Annotated in this window: 16 protein-coding genes and 1 other RNA gene; 13 read left to right on the top strand and 4 right to left on the bottom strand. The window is 66.2% G+C overall.

What is annotated here, in order from left to right:
- The first annotated feature begins 31 nt into the window (after positions 1-31).
- The 4 genes from doeB (at position 32) to C7I84_RS26080 (ending at position 4,829) form a co-directional block, all read left to right on the top strand.
- Positions 32-1,021 (top strand): N(2)-acetyl-L-2,4-diaminobutanoate deacetylase DoeB, encoded by a 990-nt coding sequence (gene doeB / locus C7I84_RS26095; protein WP_165816227.1) that lies wholly within the window; start codon positions 32-34, stop codon positions 1,019-1,021.
- A 303-nt stretch (positions 1,022-1,324) separates the two neighbouring features.
- Entirely contained in the window at positions 1,325-1,819 is a 495-nt protein-coding gene (locus tag C7I84_RS26090; protein ID WP_106775151.1) for an Lrp/AsnC family transcriptional regulator, read from the top strand.
- A gap of 119 nt (positions 1,820-1,938) precedes the next feature.
- Positions 1,939-3,432 carry an NAD-dependent succinate-semialdehyde dehydrogenase gene (locus C7I84_RS26085; RefSeq protein ID WP_106775150.1) on the top strand — a complete coding sequence of 498 codons (1,494 nt, stop codon included), beginning with the start codon at positions 1,939-1,941 and terminating at the stop codon, positions 3,430-3,432.
- Between the two features lie 17 nt (positions 3,433-3,449).
- The gene (locus C7I84_RS26080) at positions 3,450-4,829 is read left to right on the top strand and encodes an aspartate aminotransferase family protein (protein ID WP_106775149.1); all 1,380 of its coding nucleotides are present in this window, start codon (positions 3,450-3,452) and stop codon (positions 4,827-4,829) included.
- A gap of 192 nt (positions 4,830-5,021) precedes the next feature.
- Here C7I84_RS26080 and C7I84_RS26075 read toward each other — a convergent pair whose 3' ends face one another.
- Positions 5,022-5,333 (bottom strand): DUF2853 family protein, encoded by a 312-nt coding sequence (locus C7I84_RS26075; protein WP_106775185.1) that lies wholly within the window; start codon positions 5,331-5,333, stop codon positions 5,022-5,024.
- Positions 5,334-5,483: 150 nt separating this feature from the next.
- On the opposite strand from C7I84_RS26075, the gene ssrA reads away from it, so the two are divergent.
- The 4 genes from ssrA to C7I84_RS26055 all read left to right on the top strand — a co-directional run bounded on the left by ssrA (position 5,484) and on the right by C7I84_RS26055 (position 7,089).
- Positions 5,484-5,842: a transfer-messenger RNA gene (gene ssrA, locus C7I84_RS26070) on the top strand.
- A 28-nt stretch (positions 5,843-5,870) separates the two neighbouring features.
- Entirely contained in the window at positions 5,871-6,167 is a 297-nt protein-coding gene (locus C7I84_RS26065; protein ID WP_106775148.1) for a nucleotidyltransferase family protein, read from the top strand.
- Positions 6,157-6,495: a HepT-like ribonuclease domain-containing protein gene (locus C7I84_RS26060; protein WP_106775147.1), complete on the top strand. Its 339-nt coding sequence runs from the start codon at positions 6,157-6,159 to the stop codon at positions 6,493-6,495. The genes C7I84_RS26065 and C7I84_RS26060 overlap by 11 nt, the downstream gene beginning before the upstream one ends.
- A gap of 45 nt (positions 6,496-6,540) precedes the next feature.
- Entirely contained in the window at positions 6,541-7,089 is a 549-nt protein-coding gene (locus C7I84_RS26055) for an AAA family ATPase (protein WP_106775146.1), read from the top strand.
- A gap of 57 nt (positions 7,090-7,146) precedes the next feature.
- Here C7I84_RS26055 and C7I84_RS26050 read toward each other — a convergent pair whose 3' ends face one another.
- Together C7I84_RS26050 and C7I84_RS26045 are read right to left on the bottom strand one after the other, a co-directional pair.
- Entirely contained in the window at positions 7,147-9,282 is a 2,136-nt protein-coding gene (locus C7I84_RS26050; RefSeq protein ID WP_165816226.1) for a TonB-dependent receptor domain-containing protein, read from the bottom strand.
- Positions 9,283-9,576: 294 nt separating this feature from the next.
- Positions 9,577-10,782, bottom strand: coding sequence for a multidrug effflux MFS transporter (locus tag C7I84_RS26045; RefSeq protein ID WP_106775144.1), 1,206 nt, complete (start codon positions 10,780-10,782; stop codon positions 9,577-9,579).
- Here C7I84_RS26045 and C7I84_RS30215 point away from each other — a divergent pair.
- From C7I84_RS30215 to C7I84_RS26025, 5 genes are all read left to right on the top strand, one after another.
- A complete protein-coding gene (locus tag C7I84_RS30215) occupies positions 10,781-10,942 on the top strand; it encodes a hypothetical protein (RefSeq protein WP_165816225.1) in 162 nt (53 codons plus the stop codon). The two genes, C7I84_RS26045 and C7I84_RS30215, sit on opposite strands and share 2 nt — an antisense overlap.
- The gene (locus C7I84_RS26040) at positions 10,942-11,589 is read left to right on the top strand and encodes a TetR/AcrR family transcriptional regulator (protein ID WP_106775143.1); all 648 of its coding nucleotides are present in this window, start codon (positions 10,942-10,944) and stop codon (positions 11,587-11,589) included. The genes C7I84_RS30215 and C7I84_RS26040 overlap by 1 nt, the downstream gene beginning before the upstream one ends.
- 120 nt (positions 11,590-11,709) lie before the next feature.
- Entirely contained in the window at positions 11,710-12,249 is a 540-nt protein-coding gene (locus C7I84_RS26035) for an SspB family protein (RefSeq protein ID WP_106775142.1), read from the top strand.
- Between the two features lie 7 nt (positions 12,250-12,256).
- On the top strand, positions 12,257-12,451 hold the full coding sequence (locus C7I84_RS26030) for a DUF4169 family protein (protein ID WP_106775141.1): 195 nt from the start codon (positions 12,257-12,259) through the stop codon (positions 12,449-12,451).
- 45 nt (positions 12,452-12,496) lie between these two features.
- Positions 12,497-12,721 (top strand): ribbon-helix-helix domain-containing protein, encoded by a 225-nt coding sequence (locus tag C7I84_RS26025; RefSeq protein WP_106775140.1) that lies wholly within the window; start codon positions 12,497-12,499, stop codon positions 12,719-12,721.
- A gap of 172 nt (positions 12,722-12,893) precedes the next feature.
- Here the strand turns inward: C7I84_RS26025 and C7I84_RS26020 are convergent.
- Positions 12,894-13,780, bottom strand: an 887-nt coding sequence (locus C7I84_RS26020) for a formate--tetrahydrofolate ligase (RefSeq protein WP_120785132.1), incomplete at its 5' end; no start/stop codon positions are given.

Genomic DNA, 13,780 nt, shown 5'->3' with positions numbered 1-13,780 from the left:
GAAACACCGTCGCTGGCAGGGAGTGGGAGCAATGAAACCCTCCCCCATCTCCCCCACCATCGACCTTGACAAAAACGGCGCCCAGCACGGCCATCTGCGCCTGCCCTACAGTCGCGACGACTCCGCCTGGGGTTCGGTGATGATCCCGATCGCCGTGGTGCGCAACGGCGACGGCCCGACCGCGCTGCTCACCGGCGGCAACCACGGCGACGAATATGAGGGGCCGCTCGCCCTGTTCGACCTTGCCCGCACCCTCGACGCCGAAGACGTCGGCGGCACGGTGATCATCGTGCCGGCCATGAACTACCCTGCCTTCCGCGCGGCGACGCGCACCTCGCCGATCGACGGCGGCAACCTGAACCGCGCCTTCCCCGGCAAACCCGACGGCACGGTGACCGAGAAGATCGCCGACTATTTCCAGCGCGAGCTGCTGCCCCGCGCCGATCTCGTGCTCGACTTCCATTCGGGCGGCAAGACGCTCGATTTCATTCCGTTCTGCGCCGCGCACATCCTTCCGGACCAGGCTCTGTCGGCACGGGCTTTCGCCGCCGTCGAGGCCTTCGCCGCGCCGTGGTCGATGAAGATGCTGGAGATCGACGCCGTCGGCATGTACGACACCGCGGCGGAGGAGATGGGCAAGGTATTCGTGACCACGGAACTCGGCGGCGGCGGCACCGCGACGGCGGCGACCGTGCGCATCGCCCGGCGCGGCATCACCAACGTGTTGAAGCACGCCAGCATCCTGGCGGGCGAGATCGACCGCCGGCCGACGCGCTGGCTGGACATGCCGTCGGGCGACTGCTTCTGCTTCGCCGAGGAGGACGGACTGTTCGAGACCATGGTCGACCTCGGCGGCACGGTAAGGCATGACCAGGTCGTCGCGCGCATCCACCCGATCGGGCGCACCGGCGTCGCACCGCAGGAGATCAGGGCCAAGATGGACGGCATCCTCACGGCACGTCACTTCCCCGGCCTCGTCAAGGCCGGCGACTGCGCGAGCGTGATCGCCGTGGCCGGTTGACATCCGAGGTTCCGATTTGATCCGTCAGTTCCGAGCAGTTCGTCCCAGGACCTTCGGCCGACCCCTCTTCCTCATCGAGGAAAGGGGCGTCGCACACGAACTTACCCCCACCCCTAACCCCTCCCCACAAGGAGGAGGGGAATCCTGCTGCGCCCGCGCCAGGCGCCAATCGTCGATGGTTTCGCATGGCATGGCGGCCGCAAAGTCCCCCTCCCCCTTGGGGGGAGGGGTTAGGGGTGGGGGTACTCGGCGGGATGACGCTTCCACGATTTCCCCGACAATCGGCATGCTACGGCGCTCCCGATGAGCAGCCTCAAGCTCGACGCGATCGACCTGAAGATCCTCATGGCCGTCCAGCAGGACGGCCGCATCACCAAGCTGGCGTTGGCGGAAAAGGTCGGCCTGTCGCCGACCCCCTGCTGGCTGCGGCTGCGCAAGCTCGAAAAGGCAGGGATAATCGGCGGTTATCACGCGCGGATCGAGCCGCGCGTGATCGCGCCGGTCGCCAGCGTGCTGATGGAGGTGACGCTGGGCAGCCACCGGCAGGCCGATTTCGACCGTTTCGAGCGCGCCGTCCGCGAGCTGCCGGAGATCGTCGCCTGCTGGGCGGTCGGCGGCGGCGTCGACTATGTGCTCAAGGTGATGACGCGCGACATCGACGCCTATCAGCGGCTGGTCGACGGCCTGCTCGAACGCGACGTCGGCATCGACCGCTATTTCACCTACATCGTCACGCGCACGGTGAAGGAAGACATCGTCCTGCCCCTGCCCGAGTTGGCGCCGCCGCTCGAAAGATAGAGAATTTCACTACAGGACGTAGTATTTTTGGCCTGTTCCGCTGCGTTTTTTCACGCTTTTGGCCTCGTTCTCTCCTGCATCCGGCTACGATTCCCGCAACAAAAAAAGCGGAGGTCTCCATGTCGGCTCTGTTTGCCCCCCTCACCCGCGACGATGGCCTCGATACGCTCGTCGACCGCCGCCTGCTGCGCGAGCTCGCTTATGTCGACGGCCGCTGGACCGCCGGCGCGGCGTCGCGCCGCTTCGAGGTGAGCGACCCGGCGAGCGGCGCCACCGTCGCCTGGGTCGCCGCGCTGGAGGCTGCCGATGCCGACAGGGCGATCGACGCCGCGGCCCGGGCTTTTCCCGGATGGCGGGCCCTTCTGCCGCAGCAGCGCGCCGCGATCCTGCGAAAATGGCACGGGCTGATGCTCGAGGCGAAGGACGACCTCGCGCTGCTGATGACGCTCGAACAGGGCAAGCCGTTGCAGGAGGCGCTCGGCGAGATCGACTACGCCGCGTCCTTCGTCGAATGGTATGCCGAGGAAGGCAAGCGGATGAACGCGGAGGGCGTCACCAGCCATCTGCCGAATGCCGAGATGCTGGTGCGGCGCGAGCCGGTCGGCGTCGTCGGCATCGTCACCCCGTGGAACTTTCCGTCCGCCATGCTGACCCGCAAGGCGGCCGCGGCGCTGGCCGCCGGCTGCACCGTCGTCGCCCACCCCTCTTCGCAGACGCCGCTGTCGGCCCTGGCGCTGGCCGAGCTCGGCGAACGAGCGGGACTGCCGGCCGGCGTGTTCAACGTCGTCACCGGGGATGCGGCAGCCCTCGTCGGCAGGCTGTGCGCCGACCCCAGGGTCCGCGCCATGAGCTTCACCGGCTCCACCGAGATCGGCCGGCTGATCGCCGCGCAATGCGCGCCGACCATGAAGCGGCTGGTCATGGAACTCGGCGGCCATGCCCCGCTGATCGTGTTCGACGACGCCGACCTCGACCGCGCCGTCGGCATCGCCATGGACGCCAAGTTCGCCACGTCCGGACAGGACTGCCTGGCCGCCAACCGCATCTATGTCCAGCGCGGCATCCACGATGCCTTCTGCGCCGCCTTCGCCGAGCGGATCGCACGGCTGAAGGTCGGCGCCGGGCTCGACCCCGCCACCGAAATCGGCCCGCTGATGCACGCACGCGCGCTTGCCAAGGTCGACGCGCAGGTGAAGGATGCCCTCGCCCGCGGCGCGCGCTGCCTCGCCGGCGGCAGGCGCCACGGCGCCGGCCCGCTGTTCTACCAGCCGACCCTGCTCGCCGATGTCGGCGACGACGCGCTGATCATGCGCGAGGAGACGTTCGGCCCCGTCGCTGCCGTCACGATGTTCGACAGTGAGGATGAGGTGGTCAGACGCGCCAACGCCAGCGAATACGGCCTCGTCGCCTATGTCGTCACCGACAACGGCGCCCGGCAGATGCGTCTCGGCCGGGCGCTTGACTACGGCATGGTGGCGGTCAACCGCGTGAAGATCACCGGCGCGCCGGTCCCCTTCGGCGGCGTAAAACAGTCCGGGCTCGGCCGCGAAGGCTCGCGCCACGGGCTGGAAGCCTTCACCGATCTAAAATATCTCTGCATCGACGCAGCCTGACCCAGGAGGACCCCGCAATGCACGACCGCTCCAACGAACTCGCAGCCTGGGACCGCGACCACTTCTTCCACCCCTCGACCCATATGGGGACGCATGCCCGCGGCGAGACGCCGACGCGCGTCATCGGCGGTGGCGAAGGCGTCTACATCACCGATACCGCCGGCAGGACCAGCCTCGACGCCTTTGCCGGCCTCTACTGCGTCAATGTCGGCTACGGCCGCCAGAAGATCGCCGATGCGATCGCCGCCCAGGCGAAGGACCTCGCTTATTACCACGCCTATGTCGGCCACGGCACGGAAGCGTCGATCCGGCTTGCCAAGATGATCATCGACAGGGCGCCGGAAGGCATGAGCCGCGTCTATTTCGGCCTGTCGGGATCGGACGCCAACGAGACCAACATCAAGCTGATCTGGTATTACAACAACGTGCTCGGCCGGCCCGAGAAGAAGAAGATCATCTCGCGCTGGCGCGGCTATCACGGCTCCGGCGTCATGACCGGCTCGCTCACCGGCCTGGATCTCTTCCACAACGCCTTCGACCTGCCGCGCGCGCCCGTCCTGCACACCGAGGCGCCCTACTACTTCCGCCGCGCCGACCGCTCGATGAGCGAGGAGCAGTTCTCGCAGCATTGCGCCGACAGGCTGGAAGAGATGATCCTGGCCGAAGGCCCGGATACGGTCGCAGCCTTCATCGGCGAGCCCATCCTCGGCACCGGCGGCATCGTCCCGCCGCCGGCCGGCTATTGGGACAAAATCCAGGCCGTGCTCAGGAAATACGACGTGCTGCTGGTCGCCGACGAGGTGGTCACCGGCTTCGGCCGCCTCGGCACGATGTTCGGCTCCGATCACTACGGCATCAGGCCGGACCTCATCACCATCGCCAAGGGGCTGACCTCCGCCTACGCGCCGCTGTCGGGCGTCATCGTCTCCGACAAGGTGTGGCAGGTGCTCGTCCAGGGGTCGGACAGGCTCGGCTCGATCGGCCATGGCTGGACCTATGCCGCGCATCCGATCTGCGCCGCCGCGGGCGTCGCCAATCTCGAGCTGATCGACGAGATGAACCTCGTGAAGAACGCCGGGGAAACCGGACTCTACTTCCGAACCGAGCTGTCCAACGCATTGTCCGGACACAGGAATGTCGGCGACGTCCGCGGCGACGGGCTGCTCGCGGCGGTCGAGTTCGTCGAAGACAGGGACGACCGGAAATTCTTCGACGCGTCGCGCAAGATCGGGCCGCAGGTCGCGGCCGCCCTGCTGGAGCGCGGCGTCATCGGCCGCGCCATGCCGCAGGGCGACATCCTAGGCTTCGCGCCGCCGCTCTGCCTGACGCGCGAGGAAGCCGACATCGTCGTCGGGCGCACGGCGGAGGCGGTGAACGCGGTCTTCACCGACCGCTGATGCGGGCGGTGGCGGTCCTACCAGGCTGCCATGAGCTTTGACCGGATGAAGGCGCGTGGTGCGAGCGGCCCAAAAGCAGCTGGTATCACTGTCTTGGCCGAAAACGGCCAACCATCTGCCCGGAAGCGCGGCTTCCCGACACCATGCCCGTCTCCTCCGAAGCCGGCCTGACGGCCGGCCGCAATCCTGCCCTCAGAGACTGCTCAGCTTGTCGAGATGTTTCGCGGTCAGGTAATAGAAGGTGACACGGCTCTTGGTGTTGTCGGCCGCCATCGCCTTGACCGTCTTGTCGATCGCCGCGTCGGCCTTGGCGCCGTCGGTCACGCCGAGCTTCTTGCCGATCCAGTTCGCCTTCACCCGGTCCAGTTCCTTGGAATCGGTCGCCGAGACCAGCGAGGAATCGCGGTTGCGCAGGGCGATGCCGAGATGCTTGACGATCTTGTTGACGACCTCCTCGCTGGCGCTGGAATCGTATTTTCTCACGTCTGCAAGATAGTCGGCCATGTCCATCCTCTCCAGGGCTCTGCGCCTCGCTCGACGGGCCGAATCGCCCGTCCGACGCGGACAACGCTGCAACGTCGGGGAGAGTTGTTGACGCTTTCCGCTAAGTCAAGCGCAACGACGATCCACAGGCACGCCGAAGTTGCGCCAGGGGGGCTTTCAATCCTGTGGCCGGCTGCCTATATTCGAGGCGTCAGCTTGTCTGACTATGGCGATAAACAGGCGATGCAATAAGCCGTTCGGACCCGGGGGCAGTACCCGGCGCCTCCACCAAAAGCCGCCGTCGATGGCGGCGGCTTCTGATGGGGGCGAAACAGGATCGACGAAGGTGTAAAGATCGTTCTTTTGCCCGGCATTGTACCGCCGTTATCGGGCTAAACTTATAGTTGCCAACGACAACTATGCTGAGGCACGTCTCGCTGCTTAATGCGGCGCGATAGTCTCGAATCAAGCCCTGTGGGTTAGCACCTTCAGGCGGGGTCCGGAGGCACCTGGCAACAGAAGCCTCCACTTTCTTCTGTTCCATGATAATCTGCCGCCATGAAACTGGCCGATGTCCTTGCAACGCTGAAGAAGGCCGAGCCTGAGTTGCGGCCGCATGGAGTTCTTCATGCCGGCGTTTTTGGATCGGTGGCGCGCGGAGAGAACCGACACGACAGCGACATCGATATTGCCGTCGATTTGGACGATCTGACGGTTCTAACGATTTACGACTACGCTCACGTCAAGAACGTGGTCGCCGATCTCTTCGATCTCCCCGTAGATGTCGTCAACCGAGCCGCACTCAAGCCATATTTGCGAGACCACGTCGAACGTGAGCTCGTATATGCCTTTTGACAGAACCTCGGGCCACCTTCAGGACATTCTTGCCCAGATAACGCTCGCCGAAGAATTCCTCGGCGAGCTAGCACCAGAAGAGTTCGCCGCCGACATCCTCCGCCTGTATGCCGTCGTCAGATGCCTCGAAATCATATCGGAAGCGTCGCGTCGTCTGGATGAAAACCTGAAATCAAGGCACCCGGAGATCGATTGGCGGGCGGTAGCGGGCGCGGGCAACGTCTACCGACACAGCTACGAACGCGTGCTGGCGAAAGAAATCTGGAAAACCGTGAAACTGGCGCTGCCTACGCTGCGCACAGCAGTGATGAGCGAACCTTCAAGCTAACGCGTACACGTGCGTACGCGAGACCGAATCTCCAGAGACAACATTTTGCAAGCCGACGCCTTCTTCGTGCTGACCGGCGGCCCCGGTTCCGGCAAGACCACTTTGATCGACGCTTTGCGCGGCGAAGGTTTCGCCGGCACGGAGGAGGCCGGGCGCGGCGTCATACGCGACCAGGTCACGGTCGGCGGCAGCGCGCTGCCCTGGGGCAACCGGGCGCTGTTCGCCGAGTTGATGCTTTCCTGGGAGATGCGCTCCCACGCGCAGGCGCTCGAAACGACCGGCCCGGTGTTCTTCGACCGCGGCGTTCCCGATTGCATCGGCTATCTGGAACTCTGCGGGCTGCCCGTCCCCGACCACTTCCGCAGCGCAGCGGACCGCTTCCGCTATCACCCGACCGTCTTCGTGCTGCCGCCCTGGCCGGAGATCTATAGCGGCGACGAGGAGCGAAAGCAGGATTTCGACGAGGCGGTGCGCACCTTCGAGGCGGTTTCGGCGGCCTATGCCGCGTGCGGCTATACGCTCGTCGAAGTGCCGAAAACTACGGTCTCCGAGCGCCTCGCCTTTGTTCGCGCGAGGGCGCCCTACCCCCGCTGAACATGCCTTGCCTGTGTGCCAGCCTTCCAATGGCCCCAGCCGGCCGCCCCACCTGGATCAGAACTTCGTCGTGAAGCCGCCCATGATGGTCCGGCCGGATCCGTACTGGAAGGAGTTGTCCTTGGCGACGAGATAGCCTTCGTTGGTGATGTTCTCGGCCGTCAGGAACGCGCTGACATTCTCCGACACCTGCAGGTTGAGGAAGGCGTCGTACAGACGGTACTCCGGGTTCGGGGTGATGGTGCCGAGGACATTGAATACCTCGGATTCCGAGACGAAGCGGACGCGGCCGCCCAGCGTCAGTCGCTCGTCGAACAGGCGCAGGCCGGCGGTGGCGGTCCACACCTCCTTCGGCGGCGTGAGCGTCAGGCCGAAGGTGGGAGCCGGCGGCGCAAGACGGATATCGGTGTTGGTATAGGCGAGGCCGGCGAAGACATAACCGAGGTCGTAGTTGGCCTCGAGCTCGAAACCTTTCAGCCGGGCCGGATCGGCCGTGTTCATGTAGGTGAAGTTGATGCCGCCGGCGATCGACCAGACGCTGGTGATGTAGTCCTCGACCTCGTTGTCGAAATAGCTCGCCTTGACGCGCAGCCGGTCGTCCGCGAACAGCAGGCCGTCGAAGCTGAGATTGGCGCCGACCTCCCAGCCGGTCGAGACCTCCGGCTTGAGGAACGGATTCGGCCGAAAGCGCAGGAACGACATGTTGCCGGGATGGATGCCGGCCATCAGCGTCTCGGTGATGGCCGGCGGGCGAAAGCCCGTGCCCCAGGAGCCGTAGATCTGGATCCCCTCAAGCGGTGTGAACGCCAGCGTGCCCTTGCCGGTCAGCTTGCCCTCGGAATTGTCCACGCTGAACGGCCCGACCGGGATCAGCCCGCCCGGAAAGGTATTGTAGCCGGAGCCGGTCAGCGTATAGGCGTCGTAGCGCAGCGCGCCGATCAGGTCGAACCGGCCGAGGCTCAGCGTCGACTTCGAGAACACGCCGCCGACGCCGCGGTCGCCGGCGGGCGTCAGGCCGCCATAGGCGCCGTCGGGGGTTCCGCCCACCGTCGAGCTCGCGGTCGTCCGCACGGCGTCGAAATAATATTCACCACCATATTCGACGGCGAGTTGCGCCTGACCGAGGTCGAAGCGGGAGGTGTTGGCGATGCTGCCACCCGTGCCCTTGTCCTTGTACTCGACCAGCGTGTTCCTGGAGATGTGGCTCGGCCCGAACAGTTGCTCGAAGCCCGCGTCGTTGTGGTAGGCATTGATCCTGAGGTCGATCAGGTCGTTGCCGACCGGAGTAAAGGAATAGGCCGCGGTGAAGGTGTTGACGTCCGCCTCCATGTCGGTCGCGCCGACGGTCCAGTCGTTGCGGTACAGCACGGCGCCGAGATCGAGCTTCTGGTCCTCCCCGGGATTGGCGTTCAGCTTCAGCAGGCCCGATGACAGCTCCTGGCCCGTCCCCGCAACGGGAAAACCCCAGGCGTCGGTGTAGTCGGAGGACTTGCGCCCGCTGATCGCGCCGGCGAAGCCGAAATCCTCGTTCAGCCTGACGCCGGCGGCGGCCATTCCGGAGCGGCCGAAGCCGTTGTCGCCCCAGGTCGTCTTGGTCATCGCGCCCCACTGGCGGCCGGGCTGCACAACGTCATCCACGCCGATGGTGCGGAAATCGACCGCGCCGCCGATGACGCCCGAGCCCTGGGCGCTGGAGACGATGCCGCGCTGAACGTCGATGCCGACGAGCAGGTTGGGATCGACGAACACCCAGCCGTTGGAGCCGTGGCCGCTGACCTGCAGGTTCTGGCGCGCCCCGTCGATGGTGACGGCGTTGCGGCCGAAATCCTGCATGCCGCGGATGTTGACGGAAAGCGCGGGTGAGCGCGTATTGCTTTCGGTGAACACGCCGGGGACGGTACGCAGCAGGTCGCCGACGCTGTTCTGGCCGAACCGCTCGACGTCTACGGCGTCGAGCGAGGTGACGGCGGCGGGGGTCTTGTAGGCCTTGTCCTTGGCGGACTGGCCGCCGACGGTGATCCGCTGCAGTACGGTCGCCCCGGAGGCCGCCCCGGACACGTCAGCTTCCGCTTCCGCATCCGCCTCCTTCTGCTCGGCCTCGTCGGCCGTCGCCGCCTGCGCCATGGCCGACGCTGGTGGCAGGACCATCAAGGCGGCAGCACTCAACAGCAGCGCCGCGTTCAGCCGCGCCAACGATCCAACCCGACAAGGCATGCTTTTCGTCCGTATCCAGTGCTGATGATGATCTGCTGGCTACGGTTGGGGCGGACAAACCGCCGGCGCTGCTGGCTATTCGTGAGGAGAGGCGACGCGTCGTCGCCACAATTTCACCCCACTATCGCCACACTGGCGCCAGGTCAATGAAACTTGTGCAACTTTGTCAAGAAATCTACAGCTATCGTGAATTGCCCGGCTTTGTTCGGAAAAGCACAGTCCGCCTCCGTTTCAAGAGAGCGGGGCCGCCCGCTCCGGAGTCGGTGGACCGGCCTACTCGGCCGGCATCTCGGCGACCGCGCGGCGGCGTCCGAGCGTGAGTTGGGTCAGCGCGAAGGCGATCACGGCGCAGGCGGCGATGCCGGTCACCATCGGTAGCGGCGTGCCGTCGAAGAACAGGCCCGCCACCGCCATCGCCAGGGCGCCCGTGGCGAAATGCAGCGTGCCCATCAGCGCCGAGGCAGTGCCGGCGATCGCGCCGTGCTCCTCCATCGCCAGCACCGAGGTCGTCGGGATGACCAGGCCGAGAAAGCCGTAGCCGACGAACAGCAGCGAGGCCATCACCGCGAGCTGCTCGACGCCGGTCGACATGACCGCCAGCAGCACGACCATGGTCGCCGCGTAGCCGACGACCGCGACCCGCACCACGCGCTTCAGGCCGAAGCGGTCGGCGAGCATGCCGGTGAGCTGCGACATGCCGATGAAGGCGACGGCGTTGATGGAGAAGAACACGCTGTAGAGCCAGGGCGACAGGCCGTAATGGTCGATGAGGATGAAGGACGAGCTGGCGAGATAGACGAAGAAGCTGGAGATGCCGAAGCCGCCGATGAAGGTGAGCCCGAGGAAATTGCGGTCGCCGAGCAGGAAGCGGTAGCCGGACAGCGCGCTGGCGAAGGAGCTGCCGACCCGGTGCTCGGCCGGGCGCGTCTCCTGCAGCGCGGTCATCAGCATGACCGCCGCGACCACCGCCGCGATCGTCACCGCCCAGAACACCGCGCGCCAGCCGAAGCTCTCGATGATGACGCTGCCGGTCAGCGGCGCCAGGATCGGCGACACGCTGAAGACCAGCATCAGCAGCGACATCAGCCGCGCCGCGTCGTTGCCGGTATGCAGGTCGCGCACAATCGCCCTCGGCACCACCATGCCGGCGCAGGCGCCGAAGCCCTGCAGGAAACGGAAGGCGATCAGCGACTCCACCGTCGGCGCCAGCGCGGAGCCGATGCTGCCGATGATGAACAGGCCGAGGCCGACCAGCAGCGGAGCGCGGCGGCCGACCATGTCGGAGATCGGCCCGACGACGATCTGGCCGAGTCCCATCGAGACGAAGAACACCAGCAGGCTCATCTGCACGGCATTTGTGCTGGCCCGCAGGTCCTGGCCGATGGTCGGCAGCGCCGGCAGGTACATGTCGACGGCGAAGGGGCCGATCGCCGATAGCAGGCCGAGGACGACCGCGGTGCGGAGGAATTTCTGCTGCATGACCAAGCTCGTTTCGGTTGGGCCGGTACGGCCGAATGCCGTGGGGCGGCTGGATTTTTGGCGCTGCCGCTCCTCCGACGGCAGCACGCCCAGCAAATGGATGTCGAGTTTTTTGGACGGGCTTGTCCAAAATGTCAATCAGCTATATACAAATCCGTGATGCCAACTGTCACGGTTCCTGACATAGCCGGCCCTCGCGGCCATCTGGAGAAGCGCGTCTCCATCATCGATGCTGCCGCCTGCGTGTTCTGCCGCGAAGGCTTCGGCGGCACCAACATCGACATGATCGCCGCCCAAGCCAACGTGTCGCGCCAGACCATCTACAACCATCACGGCGACAAGGAAAAGCTGTTCCGGGCGGTGGTGCGCGACGTGACGGAGCGCATCAATGCCGGCATCTTCGAGACGCTTGCGACCTTTCCCGACAAGCCCGTCGATCTGCAGGCCGACCTCTCCACCTTCGCGGTGCGGCTGATGCGCAACTGCATCTGCAACCGGGACGGAAAGTTCCTGCGCAAGCTGATCCAGTCGGAGGGCGACCGCTACCCCGATCTGTTCGCCGACTGGCGCGACAACGGCCCGGCCCGCGTCTGGTCGGCGCTGGCCGCCCGGCTCGCCCGCCTCGCGCTTGCCGGCCATCTGGAGCTCGACGACCCCGACCTCGCCGCCCGCCAGTTCCTGGCGCTGATCAACGCCGACCTGCAGATCGCCCTGCTGCTCGGCGACGACATCGCCCCGGAGGAACTGGCACGCTCGGCCGACAATGCGGTGCGCACCTTCCTGCGCGCCTTTGCCCGCCGGTCCTGAGCCGGCGTCTGCCGCGACGGAACCCTGACCGCACGGTCCCGTGTCCCTATATTCCGTTTACGACCGCGCCAAGCTTCATTAGAGGTAGGGGCAGTCGACTCACTCGGAACCTGTGCCGCGATGGCCGAAGACCACATCCGCTACGACATCCTCGCCCAGGAGGCCCTGCGCGGCGTCATGCGCAAGGTGCTGGCCGAGGTAGCGCGCACCGGCCTGCCGGGCAACCACCATTTCTACATCACCTTCCTCACCGGCGCGCCCGGCGTGCGCATCTCGCCGCGCCTGCGCGAGCGTTATCCTGAGCAGATGACCATCGTCATCCAGTTCCAGTACTGGGACCTGAAGGTCACCGAGACCGGCTTCGAGATCGTGCTCTCCTTCTCCGACGTGCCGGAGAAGCTGGAAATCCCCTTCTCCGCCGTGCGCGGCTTCTACGACCCGTCCGTCACCTTCGAGATGGAGTTCGACGTGGCGATGGAGTCGTCGCCGGAGGCCGAGGCGCCGAAGCCGGGCAAGCCGGTCGCCGTCGACAAGCCGGCGCGGCCGGCCGCAGCCCCGAAGAAGGGCGAGCCGAAGCCGGCACCCGCCAGGGCGGAGGCCGACGCCGAGGACGGCAAGGGCGCCGACGTGGTGTCGCTCGACGCCTTCCGCAAGAAGTAGCCTCGCCGTGGGCGACGTCGTCAACCTGCGCGGCGTGCGCAAGCAGCGTAAGCGCGAGGATGAAACGCGCCGCGCCGACGAGAACCGCGCCCGCCACGGCCGCAGCAAGGCCGAGAAGCAGCGCGACCGGATCGAGGCCGAACGGCTGCGCACCCATGTGGAGGCGCACCGGCGCGACGGCGACGATGCCGCGCAGGACTGACGCTCCGTGGTGCCCAGCCCCCGGATCACAGCCGGGATGCCTTGCGTGAGTACGGTGCGCAAGCGCTCCGTGGTCATCCGCGGGCACCGCACCAGCTACTCGCTCGAAAAACCGTTCTTCGACGAGCTCGCCGCCATCGCGGCGGCGCGCGGCATGGCGCTGGCGGCGCTGATCGCGGAGATCGACGCGGCGCGGCCGCGCGATGCCAACCTGTCCTCGGCGATCCGCGTCCATGTGCTGGAGTGGCTGAAACGCACGGGCGGCAATTAAGGTCTTGTATCAGGGCCCGTGGCACCGCTTGCCTCGGGCCGTTCCGATCTCCAGTCGAGACACCGGGGAAGCTCGGCGGCCGACGCAAACACGGCCTGGCATCGCCGTTGCGATGCCAGGCCGAAGGGAGGCGGCGGACCCAGATGGTCCGCGATCCTGGGAGTTCGGCCCCTCAGAACAGCCCCTCGATCTGCCCCTCTTCGTTGAGGAAGATCTTCTCGGAGGATGGTGCCTTGGGCAGGCCGGGCATGGTCATGATCTCGCCGCAGATGGCCACCACGAAGCCTGCGCCGGCGGCCAGCCGCACCTCGCGCACCGGCACCACATGGCCGGTCGGCGCGCCCCTGAGGTTGGGGTCGGTCGAGAACGAATACTGGGTTTTGGCCATGCACACCGGCAATTTGCCGTAGCCGGCGTCCTCCCAGGCCTTCAGCTGGTCGCGCACGCTCTTGTCGGCGATCGCCTCCGAGCCGCGATAGATGCGCTTGACGATGGTGTCGATCTTGTCGAACAGCCGGACGTCGTCGGCATAGAGCGGCGCGAACTGCGAGGCGCCGCTCTCGGCGAGCTGCACCACCTTGTTGGCGAGCGCCTCGATGCCGGCCGAACCCTCGGCCCAGTGGCGGCACAGAACCGCCTCCTCGCCCATGCCGGCGACATAGTCCTTCATCGCCTGGATCTCGGCCGGCGTGTCGGAATGGAAATGATTGATGGCGACGACTGCCGGCACGCCGAACTGTTTTACGTTCTCGATGTGGCGGCCGAGATTGGCGCAGCCTTTTCTCACCGCCTCGACGTTCTCCTTGGAAAGGTCTTCCTTCTTCACTCCGCCATTCATCTTCAGGGCGCGCACGGTGGCCACGATGACGGCGGCGGCCGGCTTGAGCCCGGCCTTGCGGCATTTGATGTCGAAGAACTTTTCCGCGCCGAGGTCGGCGCCGAAGCCGGCCTCCGTCACCACATAGTCGGCGAGCTTCAGCGCCGTGGTGGTGGCCACCACCGAGTTGCAGCCATGGGCGATGTTGGCGAACGGCCCGCCATGCACGAAGGCCGGGTTGT

The organism is Kumtagia ephedrae (assembly GCF_003012745.1).
Classification (GTDB): Bacteria; Pseudomonadota; Alphaproteobacteria; order Rhizobiales; family Rhizobiaceae; genus Kumtagia; species Kumtagia ephedrae.
The sequence above is the reverse complement of the archived record's forward strand: the minus strand, read 5'-3'. Positions and strand labels throughout refer to the sequence as shown.